Source organism: Pseudomonas sp. A-B-19, assembly GCF_019947515.1.
Taxonomy (GTDB): Bacteria; Pseudomonadota; Gammaproteobacteria; order Pseudomonadales; family Pseudomonadaceae; genus Aquipseudomonas.
The window spans coordinates 146,625-163,520 of record NZ_JAGYGN010000009.1; the positions used below are offsets into that span (position 1 = coordinate 146,625).

General features: G+C 59.4%; 12 protein-coding genes. 6 read left to right on the forward strand and 6 right to left on the reverse strand.

From position 1 onward, the window contains the following. Positions 1-6: 6 nt before the first annotated feature. From KGA81_RS12905 to KGA81_RS12930, 6 genes are all read right to left on the reverse strand, one after another. The gene (locus tag KGA81_RS12905; protein WP_223546295.1) at positions 7-1,017 is read right to left on the reverse strand and encodes an ABC transporter permease subunit; all 1,011 of its coding nucleotides are present in this window, start codon (positions 1,015-1,017) and stop codon (positions 7-9) included. Between the two features lie 72 nt (positions 1,018-1,089). After that, complete coding sequence (locus tag KGA81_RS12910) at positions 1,090-2,685, reverse strand: ABC transporter substrate-binding protein (RefSeq protein ID WP_223546297.1); 1,596 nt, start codon at positions 2,683-2,685, stop codon at positions 1,090-1,092. A 78-nt stretch (positions 2,686-2,763) separates the two neighbouring features. Next, on the reverse strand, positions 2,764-4,197 hold the full coding sequence (locus KGA81_RS12915) for an OprD family porin (RefSeq protein ID WP_223546299.1): 1,434 nt from the start codon (positions 4,195-4,197) through the stop codon (positions 2,764-2,766). Positions 4,198-4,370: 173 nt separating this feature from the next. Beyond that, on the reverse strand, positions 4,371-5,972 hold the full coding sequence (locus KGA81_RS12920) for an ABC transporter substrate-binding protein (RefSeq protein WP_223546301.1): 1,602 nt from the start codon (positions 5,970-5,972) through the stop codon (positions 4,371-4,373). Between the two features lie 304 nt (positions 5,973-6,276). After that, entirely contained in the window at positions 6,277-7,902 is a 1,626-nt protein-coding gene (locus KGA81_RS12925; RefSeq protein ID WP_223546303.1) for an ABC transporter substrate-binding protein, read from the reverse strand. Between the two features lie 484 nt (positions 7,903-8,386). Further along, the gene (locus KGA81_RS12930; RefSeq protein ID WP_223546306.1) at positions 8,387-9,103 is read right to left on the reverse strand and encodes an SIMPL domain-containing protein; all 717 of its coding nucleotides are present in this window, start codon (positions 9,101-9,103) and stop codon (positions 8,387-8,389) included. Between the two features lie 340 nt (positions 9,104-9,443). Between KGA81_RS12930 and KGA81_RS12935 the strand changes: the two genes are divergently transcribed. The 6 genes from KGA81_RS12935 to KGA81_RS12960 all read left to right on the forward strand — a co-directional run bounded on the left by KGA81_RS12935 (position 9,444) and on the right by KGA81_RS12960 (position 16,885). Beyond that, positions 9,444-10,706 carry an ATP-binding protein gene (locus KGA81_RS12935; protein WP_223546308.1) on the forward strand — a complete coding sequence of 421 codons (1,263 nt, stop codon included), beginning with the start codon at positions 9,444-9,446 and terminating at the stop codon, positions 10,704-10,706. Continuing rightward, positions 10,699-11,259: a response regulator transcription factor gene (locus KGA81_RS12940; protein WP_007973041.1), complete on the forward strand. Its 561-nt coding sequence runs from the start codon at positions 10,699-10,701 to the stop codon at positions 11,257-11,259. The genes KGA81_RS12935 and KGA81_RS12940 overlap by 8 nt, the downstream gene beginning before the upstream one ends. Positions 11,260-11,356: 97 nt before the next feature. Beyond that, entirely contained in the window at positions 11,357-13,084 is a 1,728-nt protein-coding gene (locus KGA81_RS12945) for an ABC transporter ATP-binding protein/permease (protein ID WP_223546316.1), read from the forward strand. Between the two features lie 205 nt (positions 13,085-13,289). After that, positions 13,290-14,039, forward strand: coding sequence for a FadR/GntR family transcriptional regulator (locus KGA81_RS12950; protein ID WP_223531384.1), 750 nt, complete (start codon positions 13,290-13,292; stop codon positions 14,037-14,039). A gap of 415 nt (positions 14,040-14,454) precedes the next feature. Further along, positions 14,455-15,366: a 5-dehydro-4-deoxyglucarate dehydratase gene (gene kdgD / locus KGA81_RS12955; RefSeq protein ID WP_223546318.1), complete on the forward strand. Its 912-nt coding sequence runs from the start codon at positions 14,455-14,457 to the stop codon at positions 15,364-15,366. Positions 15,367-15,439: 73 nt separating this feature from the next. Continuing rightward, a complete protein-coding gene (locus tag KGA81_RS12960; RefSeq protein ID WP_223546320.1) occupies positions 15,440-16,885 on the forward strand; it encodes an aldehyde dehydrogenase family protein in 1,446 nt (481 codons plus the stop codon). The last annotated feature ends 11 nt before the right edge of the window (positions 16,886-16,896 follow it).

Here is a 16,896-nt window from a genome sequence, read left to right on the forward strand (position 1 = left end):
ATGATCTCAGCGCTGATGGCGGATGCGTGGGTTGGCAAAGCCGTAGAGGATGTCCACTACGAAGTTGACCAGAATCACCAGGCAGGCGATTAACAGGATGCCGTTTTGCACGACGGGGTAGTCCCGGGCGCCAATGGCTTCGATCAGCCATTTGCCGATGCCCGGCCACGAGAAGATGGTTTCGGTCAGGACCGCACCGGCCAGCAGGGTGCCGACTTGCAGGCCGACCACCGTCAGCACCGGAATCAGCGCGTTACGCAGACCGTGCACGAACACCACGCGCGACGGTGACAGGCCTTTGGCCTTGGCGGTGCGAATGTAGTCTTCACGCAGCACTTCGAGCATCGAGGATCGGGTCATCCGCGCGATCACCGCCAGCGGGATGGTGCCCAGCACGATGGCCGGCAGGATCAGGTGGTGCAGGGCATCGAAGAACGCACCGACGTCATCGGCCAGCAGCGTATCGATCAGCATGAAGCCGGTGCGTGGCTCGATGTCGTAGAGCAGGTCGATCCGCCCGGACACCGGGGTCCAGCCCAGCGACACCGAGAAGAACATGATCAGGATCAGGCCCCACCAGAAGATCGGCATTGAATATCCCGCCAGGGAGATGCCCATCACCCCATGGTCGAACAGGGATCCTCGCTTGAGTGCCGCGATCACTCCGGCCAGGAGTCCCAGGACACCGGCGAACAACAGCGCGGCCGAGGACAGTTCCAGGGTCGCGGGGAACAGAGAGGTGAATTCGCTCCAGACGCTTTCACGGGTACGCAGGGATTCACCGAGATCGCCGTGGGCCAGTTTGCCGATGTAATCCAGGTATTGGGCATACAGGGGTTTGTTCAGACCTAGGCGTTCCATTGCCTGAGCGTGCATTTCGGGATCGACCCTGCGTTCTCCCATCATGACTTCCACGGGGTCGCCCGGGATCATGCGAATCAACGCGAAAGTCAGCAGGGTGATACCGAAGAACGTGGGGATCAACAACCCCAGTCGGCGGGCAATAAAACTAAACATCGTGTGTTGTACCTCATCAGCCGGTTAGGCGTGCCCGGCATGCCTGGATCAGGCATGCCGGGAGTTTTCTTATTACTTCACCTGGGTGGTGGCGAAGTTATTCGTGGTGAGGGGGCTAATGTGATAGCCCTCTACGTTGTTGCGCATTGCGGTAAACATTCGAGTGTGCGCCATGCTGATCCATGGCTGGTCCTGGTTGAAAATAACCTGGGCCTGTTCGTAGAGCGCTGCGCGTTCGGCCGGATCGGTCTTTTCCCGGGCCTGGTCGAGCAGCGCCTGAAACTTGTCATTGCACCAGCGTGCATAGTTTTCGCCGTTCTTGGCCGCTTCACAACTGAGCATAGGCGTCAGGAAGTTATCCGGGTCGCCGTTATCGCCCGCCCATCCGGCGGAAACCATGTCGTGCTCGCCGTTTTTCGCGCGCTTGAGCATTTCGCCCCATTCCATCACGCGGATGTCGATCTTGATCCCGACCTTGGCCAGGTCGGCCTGCATCATCTGCGCGCCGAGCATCGGGTTCGGGTTGGTCGGACCGCCTCCGTTTCGGGTGAACAGGGTGAAGGTGGTGCCTTCCGGTACGCCGGCTTCCTTGAGCAGGGCCCGAGCCTTGTCCAGGTCACGGGCCGGGTTTTTCAGGCTGTGGTTGTAACCCAGCAGGGTGTCCGGGTACGGGTTGACCGCTGCTGTTGCATTGCCTTTGCCGAACAGGGCATTGACGTAGGCTTCCTTGTCGAACGCGATATCGATGGCTTTGCGCACCCGCACATCACTCATGTATTTGTGCGTGGTGTTCATGGCGATGTAGGAAACGGTCATCGCGTTCAGTTCATCGACTTTCAGCTTGTCGTCTTTCTTGATGCTCGGAATGTCATCCGGTTTCGGATACAGCGCGACCTGGCACTCGTTGGCCTTGAGCTTCTGCAGGCGCACGTTGTTGTCGGTGGCGATGGCCAGGATCAGCGCATCGGCCGGCGGCTTGCCTCGGAAATATTCCGGGTTGGCCTTGAAGCGAACCTGGGCGTCCTTGTTGTAGCGCTGGAAAACGAACGGGCCGGTACCGATCGGCTTGCTGTTGAGGTCTTCGGTCTTGTTGGCCTTGAGCAACTGGTCGGCGTACTCGGCGGAGTAGATCGACGAGAAGGCCATGGCGATGTCGGCCAGGAACGGCGCTTCACGGCGGGTCAGGGTGAACTTGACCGTGTTGTCGTCGACTTTCTCGACGCTCTTGAGCAGCTCCTTGAAGCCCATGCTTTCAAAGTACGGGAAGCCCACGCTCGACAGTTTGTGCCACGGATGATTCGGGTCCAGCTGGCGCTGGAAGCTCCAGACCACGTCGTCGGCATTCATGTCGCGGGTCGGCTTGAAGTATTCGGTGGTGTGGAACTTGACGCCTTTGCGCAGATGGAACGTGTAGTTCAGGCCGTCTTCGCTGATGTCCCAGGACTCGGCCAGTGCCGGAATCACTTCGGTGGTACCGGGCTTGAAGTCTGCCAGGCGGTTGAAGATGGTTTCGGCCACGGCATCGGCGGTGACTGCAGTCGTGTACTGGACCATGTCGAAGCCCTCGGGGCTGGCTTCCGTGCAAACCACCAGGGGCTTGGCCGAAACGCCGACAGCGACACTGAGCAACGCGGCCGCGATGGCCGCACGTAGGGGAAGCATTTTCATCAAGAACCCTCTGCAATCAGTTAAAGGACAAAAACCGAACGGCCGATTCGTCATTGAATCAGCCGCTCGGCGGCGGCATTACAGGATGTTGAACGGAACGGTGGTCACGAGACGGAACTCGTTGATGCTGCCGTCAGCCTGGTTTTCGCTGGCACGGTGAGCGGTGTAGGTGCCGCGGATCGTGGTGGCCTTGAGCGGGCCGCTCTGCACGGCGTAGGTTGCGCCGATGCCGTATTCATAGTGGTGTTCGCCATCCTGGGACTGGATGCCGTCGTAACCCTTGCCGGCCACGCCGCGGTTGCCGGTGTAGTGAGTACCGTCGATATCCCAGCCGCGAGCCTGGTAGATGTTGAACTTCAGGCCTGGCACGCCGTATTCGGCCATGTTCAGACCGTAGGCAACCTGGAACGATTTTTCGTTCGGGCCGTTGAAGTCCGACAGCAGGGAGTTGGCCAGGTAGATACCATTGGTTTCGTGCAGATAGTCGAAGTACTCGTTACCGTTCACTTCCTGGTACGAGAAGGTCAGCGTGTGGGCCTGATGGGTCAGGCCGAACGACAGGGAGTAGGTGTCGTTGTCGATAGCGCCGATCAGGGCTTTACCGGTTTCCTTGGTTTTGTAGTAGTTCAGGCCGGTGGTCAGGCTCAGCACCTGGCTGTCGCCCAGTACGTGAGAGGCGCCGAAGTAGTACTGGTTCCAGATGTCTTCAGCCTGGGTCGCCCAGAGGCTGGTGGTCAGGCTGGCCAGTGGGGTGTAGGTGATGCCGCCGGTGTAGACATGGTCGGTTTCGACGATGCCGTTGGCATATTCGGTGCGGAATTTGCGCAGGCTTTCTTCGGTACGCGGTGAGTTGCGGTCGAAAGTGGCCAGGTCGAAGGCCAGGTTGTTCAGCTCTTCGCTGTGAATGGCCACGCCCTGGAAGCTCGAAGGCAGTGCACGGTTACCGATCACGTCGACCATCGGGCTGCTGAAGTTCATGCGGCCGGCGGTCAGGGTGCTGTTGGAGACACGGGCCTTGACGTTGGCCAGGCCCAGTTTGCTCCACTGGCCTTGAGCGTCGCCGCCTTCCTTGGTCAGGGTGCGGTTGTTGCCCGCGCCTGGACGAGAGCCCGGTGCGCCACCGTTGTTGGACGCCAGGTCTTTGCGGTCCCGGTCCAGAGCGATGGCGTTGTATGCCGCCACTTCAGTGCTGAAGCCTACGGTGCCTTCGGTGAAGCCCGAGTTGTATTTGAGGATGGTGCCCTGGACCCAGTTGATCCGGCGATCGGTCGGGGTCGAAACACCGTCTTTCTTGTAGGTGAACTTGCCACCGCGATGCAGTTGCTCGTTGGCGTACCAGTTACGCGTGGTGCCGGTGATCGACTGGCCTTCGACGAAACCGGTGGCTTCGCTCTGGGCGTTTTTTTCGTTCACGGTAACCGGGGTGAAAGCCTGGCTTTGGGTTTCTGCGTAAGCCGTGGCGGTTACGCTGCTTATGGCCAAGGCCAATAACGCGGTGCTGCTCAGTTTCATGGGTAAAGCTCCTTACTTTCTTTTTTTATGCCGGTCTTTTTTTGTGATCCGGCTATTGGTTTAGAACTCATTCACGGCTTCGCAAACGTTTGCTGTTGGCCGAATTGGCGAAAGACGGCAAAGCGTCTGCGTGAGGGCGGAAACTCCGCCCCCCGGCATTTCTGGCTAATCGGTTATTTTTCCAGGCTGACACCCGAGAAAACATTGCGACCGAACGGGCTCACCTTGAACCCTTCGATTTTGGCGCTCAGCGGCTGGTTGACCGTTGAGTGGGCGACTGGCGTGATCGGCACTTGCTGCTTGAGCAACTGCTGCGCCTGTTTGTAGAGCACGGTGCGCTGGTCGCGGTCGGTGACGACCTTGGCCTGCTTGATCAGCTTGTCGTAGGCCGGATCACACCACATCGAGTAGTTGTTGCCGCCAATGGCGTCGCAGCTGTAGAGCGTGCCTAGCCAGTTATCCGGATCACCATTGTCACCGGTCCAGCCAATCAGGCTGATGTCGTGTTCGCCGTTCTTGGTGCGCTTGATGTACTCGCCCCACTCATAGCTGACGATCTTGACCTTGAGGCCGATCTTCGCCCAGTCAGCCTGGAGCATCTCGGCCATCAATTTGGCGTTGGGGTTGTACGGACGCTGGACCGGCATGGCCCAGAGGGTGATTTCAGTGCCTTCCTTGACGCCGGCAGCCTTGAGCAGCTCTCTGGCTTTTTCCGGGTTGTAGGCGACGTCCCCGATCGTGTCGTCATAGGACCATTGGGTCGGCGGCATGGCGTTGACCGCCAGTTGTCCCGCACCCTGATAAACGGCATTGAGAATGCCTTGCTTGTTCACCGCCATGTCCAGCGCCTGGCGCACTTCGAGCTGGTCGAACGGTTTGTGGCGCACGTTGTAGGCGATGTAGCCGAGGTTGAAGCCGGGCTTCTCGATCAGTTGCAAGGCCGGGTCGTTCTTCAGCGCGGTCACATCGGCTGGGCGCGGGTGCAGGGTGATCTGGCACTCGCCGGCCTTGAGCTTCTGCACGCGCACCGAGGCGTCGGTGTTGATGGCGAAAATCAGGTTGTCGAGCTTGACCCGGCTCGGGTCCCAGTAATGCTTGTTGCCGGTGTAACGGATGTTCGAGTCTTTCTGGTAGCTCTTGAACACGAACGGCCCGGTGCCGACCGGCTTCTGGTTGATGTCGCTCGGCTTGCCTTCGGCCAGCAGCTTGTCGGCGTATTCGGCAGAAAGGATGGCGGCGAAGCTCATGGCGATGTTCTGGATGAACGCGGCGTCCACGCTATTGAGCGTCATGACCACGGTCAGCGGCCCGGTCTTTTCGACCTTGGCGATGTTCTTGTTCAGGCTCATGCCGTTGAAATACGGAAACTCTGTCGGATAAGCCTTACGGAAAGGCTGTTGCGGATCGAGCATGCGATTGAACGTGAACAGCACGTCATCGGCATTGAAATCGCGGGTCGGCGTGAAGTACTTGGTGGTATGAAACTTCACTCCTTCGCGCAGGTGAAAGGTGTATTGGAGGCCGTCCTCGGAAATATCCCAGCTCGTGGCCAGGCCCGGTACGACGTTGGTCGCGCCTTTTTCAAACTCTGCCAACCGGTTGTACAGCGGTTCGGCGGCGTCGTTGTCGGTCGCAGTGGTGTACTGCGCCGTGTCGAAACCGGCGGGGCTGCCTTCGGAGCAGAACACCAGGCTGTTGTTGGCGGCCTGGCTGATGGAAGTGGCGGCCAACAGGCCGGTGCCCAGCAATGCGGATAAAACCAAGGTATGGCGCATAACGCTTCCTTTTCTCTCAAAGTGTTGTCAATGAGCCGCCGTCCCGTCCGCGGGCGTAGAGGCATCATTGATTTCAATCCATGCAAGCCGCAGTAACCGATGACCCACGCATGCACTGGTCGGATCCCGACGGTATGAGCCACGGGTCCGGCAGTAAATGCGTAAAGTCCTAAAGGCTCGTAGGAAATGGCGACGCATCCTCCCCCCGATGCTGTAGTCAGCTGCGGATTTGGATGTAGGCAAATTCCTGCTTTCTCGGTAGATAAAGCGACGGCGACGTCAGAAACGCCGCCGTAGCAATGTCTTACTTGCTGACGCTGACGCCGTAGAAGGAGTTCAAGCCAAATGGGCTGATCTTGAAATCCTGCACGTTGGCGCGCATGGGTTGGAACACCGTCGAGTGAGCGATAGGTGTCATAGGCACAGCATCCTTGAGCACGTGTTGCGCTTGTTTGTAGAGCTCGGTGCGCTTGCCTTGGTCTGAAGTGCGTTTGGCTTGCTTGACGAGGTCGTCAAACTTCTTGTCGCACCATTTGGAGAAGTTGTTGCCTTCCAGCGAGTCGCAGCCGAACAGCACGTTCAGCCAGTTGTCCGGATCACCATTGTCACCGCTCCAGCCAATCAGCATCGCCTGGTTCTCGCCACCTTTGGAGCGCTTGATGTACTCGCCCCATTCGTAGCTCTGGATCTTGACCTTGAGGCCGATCTTGGACCAGTCGGACTGCAGCATTTCTGCCATCAGTTTGGCGTTCGGGTTGTACGGACGCTGTACCGGCATCGCCCAGAGAACGATTTCGGTGCCGTCTTTCACGCCGGCTTCCTTGAGCAGCTCTTTGGCTTTCTCGGGGTTGTACGGCGCATCCTTGATGGTGGTGTCGTAGGACCACTGGGTTGGCGGCATGGCGTTGACGGCCAGTTGGCCTGCGCCCTGGTACACGGAGTCGATGATCTGTTGCTTGTTGACCGCCATGTCCAGTGCCTGGCGCACTTTCAAATCAGCCAACGGGTTCGCGTCGGTTTGTCCCTTGACCTTGGGCATCACGTTGTAGGCGATGTAACCCAGGTTGAAGCCAGCCTGGTCAGGCATCTTCAGGGATTTGTCTTCACGCAGCGCCTTCAGGTCGGCCGGGCGAGGGAACAGGGTGACCTGGCACTCGTTCTTCTTCAGCTTCTGGATACGTACCGACGGGTCGGTGGTGATGGCGAAGATCAGATTGTCGATCTTCACGTCGTCAGGCTTCCAGTAGTCCTTGTTTCCGGTGTAACGGATGTTGGAATCTTTCTGATAGCTCTTGAATACGAACGGGCCGGTGCCGATCGGCTTCTGGTTGATGTCGGCAGCCTTGCCTTCCTTGAGCAGCTGGGCAGCGTACTCGGCGGACTGGATCGAGGCGAAGCTCATGGCCATGTTCTGGATGAACGCGGCATCAACGTCTTTGAGAGTGAACTTGACGGTTTTGTCGTCGATTTTATCGATCTTGGTGATGTTGGTATCCATCCCCATGTCGGTGAAGTACGGGAATTCGGTCGGGTAGGCTTTGCGGAACGGGTCATCCTTGTTAATCATGCGATTAAAGGTGAACAGCACGTCGTCGGCGTTGAACTCACGAGTCGGCTTGAAATACGGGGTGGTGTGGAACTTGACGCCTTCACGCAAGTGGAAGGTGTAGGTCAGGCCGTCATCGGAGACGTCCCAGCTGGTTGCCAGGCCAGGAATAACGGCGGTGCCGCCGCGCTCGAACTGAGTCAGGCGGTTGAACATGGTTTCTGCAGAGGCGTCGAAGTCGGTTCCGGTGGTGTATTGACCTGGATCGAAACCGGCCGGGCTCCCTTCGGAGCAGAACACCAGGTTAGTCGCAGCTTGGGCGAACGGTGCGCTGGCTAACAAGCTGGCGCCGACTAAAAACGGAATGACCGCGTGTTTAAGCATGGTGGCCTCATGATTTGTTGTCATTTTTGGAATTAGAGGACGACCTCGTGAGTCGTGCCTGCGGATACTTATGCAGGGGCCATACCCAATGCAAGATCCAGAGTGACTACAAGCCTGAAACGGTGGTACGAACGTACCTTAATGTCGCATTTGTATAAAACCTGCCGCATTTAACCGTTTGCGCGGCATTTTTACGGTGCAAACGACGCACTTTCACGGTGCGTCCTGAGCGCGGGGTGCTCCCGATCAGGGCAAGGTGTTACTTATTTATACCCCGTTTTGTGAGGTGGGTATGGCGTGAATAAGAGTGGTTATTGTTGCACCGATAGTGGCCAATCAATCTCAGTTGCACCCGGTGCAACTGCCGGCTTCTCTCAGTAGGCTCTTCAGTTATAGCTCATGCCTGAAAACAGCCCGCCCCCCTCCACCAAAAAAAACGGCGATCATGTGAGTGATCGCCGTTTTTCATTTAGAGGCTATCGATTCAAGGCATCAGCACTTCAATCGATCCATCGGCGGTCATGCTGACCTGGCTGGTGCCGGCTTCAACATCTGGCGTCACCGGTGCGGCGTCCATGGCGGCGGCTTTCATCATCATCGGCGCGCGCAGGTAAGGCTGTGGATAACCATTGCTGTTGAGGTTCAGGTTGACGATTTTGTAGCTCTTGCCGCCGAGGGCGTCGGTGGCCAGTTGGGCGCGGGCCTTGAAGGCGGTCACGGCGTCCTTGAGCAGAGCGTCTTCGCTGGCTTTGCGGGTCGGGGTGGCGATGGCGAAGTCCATACCGCCCATTTTCAGGTCGGTGAGCAATTCGCCGGTCAGCTTCGACAGCGCGGCGAAGTCCGAGCTTTCCAGGCGCAATTCGGCGCGTTCGCGCCAGGCGGTGATTTTCTGGCCCTTGGTATCGTAGATCGGGTAGCTGTTGCGACTACCCTGACGCAGGGTGATGTCTTTGACTTTCCTGGCCTGGACCAGCGCCTTGTTCATAGCCGTGCTGACGTCGGCGGCAAGTTTGGCCGGGTCGCTGTTCTGTTCTTCGGTGTAGAGGGTCACGATCATCAAGTCGCGGGCCACTTCCTGACTGACTTCGGCGCGCAGTGAAATCTGGTTGTAATGCAGCTCGTCGGCGGCCAGGGCGGGGAGGCTGGCGACGCTGCCGACACTCAGGGCGAGGAGGGCGGCGCTGCGGCGGAATGTGTGCATGAAGGCTCCTTGAAAGGTGCGCAGGGGTACGGTCCGGGCCTGCGTGAAACCATCAGACTCTAGCTTTTATGTTCCGGTTCGCACAGTTACAACTTCTATACAGATGCATGGCTGCCGCTCGCTGTTTGTAGGAGCTGGCTTGCCAGCGATGGCGTCGCAGGCGCCGCGTTTATCCTGAATGCGCGCGTTATCGTTAACGTCCATCGCTGGCAAGCCAGCTCCTACAAAAGGTGTCTTGAAGCGTTCCGGGCGTGTGGCCGTTTGCCGCACTTTTGCCTGTCAGCCCCCGCGCTTGGTTATACTCCCTGTGATCCGCCTGGAGCGCTCATCAGGAGAGCTCATGCTCGCCCCCGTTCAAATCACTTCCGCGACTCGCCAGAACCTCTGGCGGCTGACGTTCATCCGCACCTTGGTGCTGGCCGCACAGGCCGGTTCCGTGGGCCTGGCCTACTGGCTCGAATTGCTGCCACTGCCTTGGTTTCAATTGGCCGCGACCCTCGGTTGTTCGATGCTGTTGTGCGTGTTCACAGCGATTCGCCTGCGTACCTCGTGGCCGGTGACCGAGCTCGAATACGCCGTGCAACTGGCCTGTGACCTGTTTATCCACAGCGCCTTGCTGTATTTCTCCGGTGGCTCGACCAACCCGTTCGTCTCCTATTACCTGGTGCCGTTGACCATTGCCGCGGTGACGTTGCCATGGCGTTATTCGGTAATCCTGTCGGGTATCGCGCTGACGATGTACACGCTGTTGCTGGCACAGTTCTACCCACTGCAAACCTTCCCGATCGCTCGGGAAAACCTGCAGGTGTACGGGATGTGGTTGAGCTTCGCCCTTGCCGCCGCCGTGATCACGTTTTTCGCCGCGCGCATGGCCGAAGAGCTGCGCCGTCAGGAAGAGCTGCGCGCCATTCGTCGCGAAGAAGGCCTGCGCGATCAGCAACTGCTGGCCGTCGCCACCCAGGCCGCCGGTGCGGCCCATGAACTGGGCACGCCTCTGGCGACCATGAGTGTGCTACTCAAGGAAATGCGTCAGGACCACCATGACCCGATGTTGCAGGATGACCTGAGCGTGCTGCAGGATCAGGTCAAGTTGTGTAAAGAGACCTTGCAGCATCTGGTGCGCGCCGCCGAGGCCAATCGCCGGTTGGCGGTGGAGATGCAGGACGTCACCGATTGGCTGGATGAAGCCCTCAATCGCTGGCACCTGATGCGCCCGGAAGCCAGTTATCGCTTCCAGCGCCTCGGCCAGGGCCCGGTACCGCGCATGGCGCCGCCGCCGGACTTGACCCAGGCCTTGCTGAATCTGTTGAACAACGCCGCCGATGCCTGCCCCGAAGGGCTGCAAGTGACGCTGGACTGGGATTGGGAAAACCTCACCATCAGCATTCGTGATCATGGTGCCGGTGTGCCGCTGGCCATTGCCGAGCAAATCGGCAAACCGTTTTTTACCACCAAGGGCAAAGGCTTCGGCCTGGGCCTGTTTTTGAGCAAGGCCAGCGTGACACGCGCCGGCGGCTCAGTGAAACTCTACAGCCATGAGGAAGGCGGCACGCTCACCGAGCTGCGCCTGCCCCGTGTCGCCCGAGGAGACGAACATGAGTGAAGAGATCCAAGTCGAAGGCGAAGAACTGCCGCATTTGCTGCTGGTCGATGACGACGCCACGTTCACCCGCGTCATGGCCCGCGCCATGGCCCGCCGCGGATTTCGCGTCAGCACTGCCGGTTCCGCCGAAGAAGGCCTGGAACTGGCCAAGGCCGACCTGCCGGATTACGCCGCTCTGGACCTGAAGATGGACGGCGATTCCGGCCTGGTGCTGCTGCCCAAGTTGCTGGAAATGGACCCGGAAATGCGCGTGGTGATCCTCACCGGTTATTCGAGCATTGCCACCGCCGTCGAGGCGATCAAGCGCGGTGCCTGCAACTACCTGTGCAAGCCGGCGGACGCCGACGACGTGCTGGCGGCGCTGCTGTCCGAACACGCTGACCTCGACAGCCTGGTGCCGGAAAACCCGATGTCCGTGGACCGCCTGCAGTGGGAGCACATCCAGCGCGTGCTGACCGAGCACGAAGGCAACATCTCGGCCACCGCCCGTGCCCTGGGCATGCACCGCCGCACCCTGCAGCGCAAACTGCAGAAGCGCCCCGTTCGCCGCTGAACCTGGGCTGAACGAATGCGGGCCATCTCTCGCGACAAATCGAACCGATCATCTATGATCGGTTCGTTTGTGTTCTTTTCTCTATCGAGCCTTATCCATGAATCAGAACGCTGAGTACTCCGCGGTCAACGACGCCGTGCGCGGGCAGTTTTTTCGCAAAGTGTGGGCGATGATCACGCCTTACTGGCGCAGTGAAGAGAAGGTCAAGGCCTGGACACTGCTGATCGCGGTGATTGCGTTGTCGCTGATCAGCGTGGGGATCTCGGTATGGTTCAACACCTGGTACAAGGACTTCTACAACGCCCTGCAAAAGAAGGACGAGGCGGCGTTCTGGCAGCTGATCCTGTACTTCTGCGCGATTGCGGCAGTGGCCATCGTCGGTGCGGTGTATCGGCTCTACCTGACGCAGATGCTGACGATCCGCTGGCGGGCATGGCTCACCGAAAAGCATTTCGCCCGCTGGTTGGCCGATAAAAACTACTACCAGCTCGAGCAGGGCGGTTACACCGATAACCCGGACCAGCGGATTTCCGAAGACCTCAACAACTTCACCTCCAACACCCTTGAGTTGGGGATCGGGTTGCTGCGCAATATCGTCAGCCTGGTGTCGTTCTCGATCATTCTGTGGGGCGTGTCGGGCAGCATTGAAGTATTCGGCATCACCATTCCCGGCTACATGTTCTGGTGCGTCCTGGTTTACGCCGTGGTGGGCAGTTGGCTGACACATTTGATCGGTCGTCGCCTGATCGGCCTGAACAACCAACAACAACGCTTCGAAGCCGACCTGCGTTTCTCCATGGTGCGGATTCGCGAGAATGCCGAAAGCATCGCGTTGTACAACGGCGAACCGAACGAAAATCGTCGATTGAGCGGCCGCTTCGGGATGGTCTGGCATAATTTCTGGGACATCATGAAAGTGTCCAAGCGCCTGACGTTCTTCACCGCCGGTTACAGTCAGGCCGCCATCATTTTCCCTTTCATGGTTGCCGCGCCACGTTACCTCTCCGGAAAGATCGAACTGGGCGAGCTGATGCAAATCAGCTCGGCGTTCGGCAATGTGCAGGAGAGTTTCAGCTGGTTCATCAGTGCGTACCAGAATCTCGCTGCCTGGCGCGCCACCTGTGATCGTCTGCTGAGCTTCCACCAGGCCATGACTGACAACGAAGAGCGCGCGCCAGCCATCGACGTACAGAATTCGGGCTCGGTGCTGAAGGTGCACAACCTCGGCCTCGACCTGGCTGAAGGCCGTCACCTGCTGGCCAACGCCGAGATGACCGTGGAGGAGGGCGACCGTGTGATGCTCAGCGGTCGTTCCGGCAGCGGCAAGTCGACCCTGCTGCGGGCGATGGGCCATCTGTGGCCGGCCGGCCACGGCAGTATTCGCCTGCCGGCGGCGCGTTACCTGTTCCTGCCGCAAAAACCGTATTTGCCGATTGGCACCTTGCGTGATGTTCTCAGTTATCCACAGGCTGGCGATATCTATCCGAACGAACGCTACGTGCAGGTCCTGGAGACCTGTCGCTTGCCGCACCTTATTGCCCGTCTCGACGAAGCCAACCACTGGCAGCGCATGTTGTCGCCGGGTGAGCAGCAGCGCGTGGCCTTTGCCCGTGCACTGCTTTATGCGCCGCAATGGCTGTACATGGACGAAGCGACCTCGGCGATGGACGAAGAAGATGAGGCCACGCTGTATCAGGCGCTGATCGACGAATTGCCGGGGTTGAGCATTGTCAGCGTCGGCCATCGCAGTAGCCTGAAGCGCTTCCACCCGCGGCACATCCGTATCGAGAATGGCCATCTGGTGGACCAGACCGTGACGGCATAAACACCACAATCCCTTGTAGGAGCGAGCTTGCTCGCGATGGAGGCTAACGATAACGCGTGCATTCTGAATAAACGCGGTGCGTTCAAGTCCATCGTCGGATCGCCGCCCGGAGCAAGCTCGCTCCTGCAAGGGCAAGGTGATCGTACAACCGCGTTGCGCTATGATGTGCTTTCAGCAGCCGAACTTTTCGAGACAGATGTTCACCATGGAAAACCTGAACGACGCACCACGCCTCCCACGCAAGCGCCGCAGCCTCGCTCAGGAACTGGTGACGGTGCTGTCCGAGCAGATCCGCGACGGTCATCTCAAGCGTGGCGACAAGTTGCCTACCGAGTCGGCCATCATGGATGCCCATGGCGTCAGCCGCACCGTGGTGCGCGAAGCGATTTCCCGTTTGCAGGCGGCAGGGCAGGTGGAAACCCGCCACGGTATCGGCACCTTCGTGCTCGACACGCCGAGCCCGAGCGGTTTCCGTATCGACCCGGCGACCGTGGTGACCTTGCGCGATGTGCTGGCGATCCTGGAACTGCGCATCAGCCTGGAAGTGGAGTCCGCCGGGCTGGCGGCGCAACGTCGCACTCCGGAACAACTGGCCAACATGCGCGCCGCCCTCGATGCGTTGAACGAAAGCGCCGCTCACGCCAGTGATGCCGTGGCGTCGGATTTCGCCTTCCACCTCGAAATCGCGTTGTCCACCGGCAACCGCTACTTCACCGACATCATGACCCACCTGGGCACCAGCATCATTCCGCGCACACGGCTGAATTCCGCGCGCCTGGCCCATGACGACCAGCAGCACTACATGAGTCGCCTGAGCCGTGAGCACGAGGAAATCTACGACGCCATTGCCCGTCAGGATTCCGATGCGGCCCGTGCGGCGATGCGTCTGCACCTGACCAATAGCCGCGAGCGGTTGCGTCATGCCCATGAAGAAGCTGAGGCGCAGCGCGGATAAGCTTTCTGCTTCACGCGATTCATCGCCTGATAAGCCGTCATCGTCGGAACGCCGCCCGGAGCAAGCTCGCTCCCACGGTGTCATGTGTCGGTCCCAAAATCGGGATCAACACCCGAACCCTGCGTGCGAGCTTGCCCGCGATAGGGCTATAAGCCATAAACCCAAACCTGTAATTACCCCTGATCTTCCGACAACGTATCTCTGAAGCACCGTGGTGTATCCAGGCGTTTCCATTCTGCGTGCCCGCTCTGAAAGCCTCTAAAATGCGAGCCCGCGATCTTTCTTGTCGAACAATTTTCCCCCGCGGCGATGAAATGCAGTTGACGGTTGTATTTTAAGTTGTACGATGACCTACAACTTCAGCGCAGGCTGAACGGTTTTCTCACACAACGTCGCTATCCAGGGTGTTCGAATAATGAATCCACAAGAACTGAAGTCCATCCTCTCTGCCGGTCTGCTGTCTTTCCCGGTCACCGATTTCAATGCTCAGGGCGACTTCAATCGCGCGGGTTACATCAAGCGTCTCGAATGGCTGGCCCCATACGGCGCCTCGGCGCTGTTCGCCGCGGGCGGCACCGGTGAGTTCTTCTCTCTGGCGGCCAGCGAATATTCGGAAATCATCAAGACTGCCGTCGACACCTGCGCCACCAGCGTGCCGATTCTGGCTGGCGTGGGCGGTTCGACCCGCCAGGCCATCGAATACGCTCAGGAAGCCGAGCGTCTGGGCGCCAAAGGTCTGTTGCTGCTGCCGCACTACCTGACCGAAGCCAGCCAGGACGGCGTTGCCGCCCACGTTGAAGCCGTGTGTAAATCGGTCAACATCGGCGTGGTGGTCTACAACCGTAACGTCTGCCGCCTGACCGCGCCGCTGCTGGAGCGTCTGGCCGAGCGCTGCCCGAACCTGATCGGCTACAAGGATGGCCTGGGTGATATCGAGTTGATGGTGTCGATCCGTCGCCGCCTCGGTGATCGCTTCAGCTACCTGGGTGGCTTGCCGACCGCCGAAGTCTACGCTGCCGCCTACAAGGCCCTGGGTGTACCGGTTTACTCCTCGGCGGTGTTCAACTTCATCCCGAAAACCGCGATGGACTTCTACCATGCGATCGCTCGTGAAGATCACGTCACCGTCGGCAAGATCATCGACGACTTCTTCCTGCCGTACCTGGACATCCGTAACCGCAAGGCCGGTTATGCCGTGAGCATCGTCAAGGCCGGGGCAAAAATTGCCGGCTACGACGCAGGTCCTGTGCGCGCACCGCTGACCGATCTGACCGGTGAAGAGTACGAAATGCTCGCCGCGCTGATCGACAAGCAGGGCGCCCAGTAACAACCGATAAAACCAGGGCCGCTGAGCAATCGGCGGCTTTTTGCCTGAGGTCTTTTTATCAAGGGGCAGTCCAGTGACTGATTCAAAGCGTTTCGATAACTACATCAACGGCGAATGGGTTGCCGGTGGCGACTATTCGACCAACATCAACCCGTCCGAACTGACCGACGCCATCGGCGACTACGCCAAGGCTGATCTGGCTCAGGTCCACGCCGCCATCGACGCTGCCCGTGCCGCGTTCCCGGCGTGGTCGGTGTCGGGCATTCAGGCTCGTCACGATTCCCTGGATAAAGTCGGTACTGAAATCCTCGCCCGTCGCGAAGAGCTCGGCACCCTGCTGGCCCGGGAAGAGGGCAAGACCCTGCCCGAAGCCATCGGCGAAGTGACCCGCGCCGGTAATATCTTCAAGTTCTTCGCCGGTGAATGCCTGCGCCTGTCTGGCGACTATCTGCCGTCAGTGCGTCCGGGCGTCAACGTTGAAGTCACTCGCGAAGCCTTGGGCGTGGTCGGTCTGATCACTCCGTGGAACTTCCCGATTGCCATCCCGGCATGGAAAATCGCTCCGGCCCTGGCCTACGGCAACTGCGTCGTGCTCAAGCCGGCGGACCTGGTGCCGGGTTGCGCCTGGGCTCTGGCCGAAATCATCTCCCGCGCCGGCTTCCCGGCCGGTGTGTTCAACCTGGTGATGGGCAGCGGTCGCGTGGTGGGTGATGCACTGGTCAACAGCCCGAAAGTCGATGGCATCAGCTTCACCGGTTCCGTGGGCGTGGGTCGTCAGATCGCCGTCAACTGCGTGTCGCGCCAGGCCAAGGTTCAGCTGGAAATGGGTGGCAAGAACCCGCAGATCATTCTCGACGACGCCGACCTCAAGCAAGCGGTCGAACTGTCGGTACAGAGCGCGTTCTACTCCACCGGCCAGCGTTGCACCGCTTCCAGCCGCTTTATCGTCACCGCTGGCATCCACGACCGGTTCGTCGAAGCCATGGCCGAGCGCATGAAGTCGATCAAGGTCGGTCACGCCCTGAAAGCCGGTACCGATATCGGTCCGGTGGTCTCGCAAGCGCAACTTGAGCAGGACATGAAGTACATCGATATCGGCCAGTCCGAAGGTGCGCGACTGGTCAGCGGCGGTGGTCTGGTGACCTGCGACACCGAGGGCTACTTCCTCGCGCCAACCCTGTTTGCCGACAGCGAAGCCTCGATGCGCATCAGCCAGGAGGAGATCTTCGGCCCGGTGGCCAATATCGTCCGTGTCGCCGATTACGAAGCAGCCCTGGCCATGGCCAACGACACCGAGTTCGGGCTGTCGGCGGGCATTGCCACCACTTCGCTGAAATACGCCAACCACTTCAAACGCCACTCCCAGGCCGGGATGGTGATGGTCAACCTGCCGACCGCCGGTGTGGATTACCACGTTCCGTTCGGCGGGCGTAAAGGTTCATCCTATGGATCACGTGAGCAAGGCCGCTATGCGCAAGAGTTTTACACCGTTGTGAAGACTGCCTACATCGGATCGTAACGCAACATCCC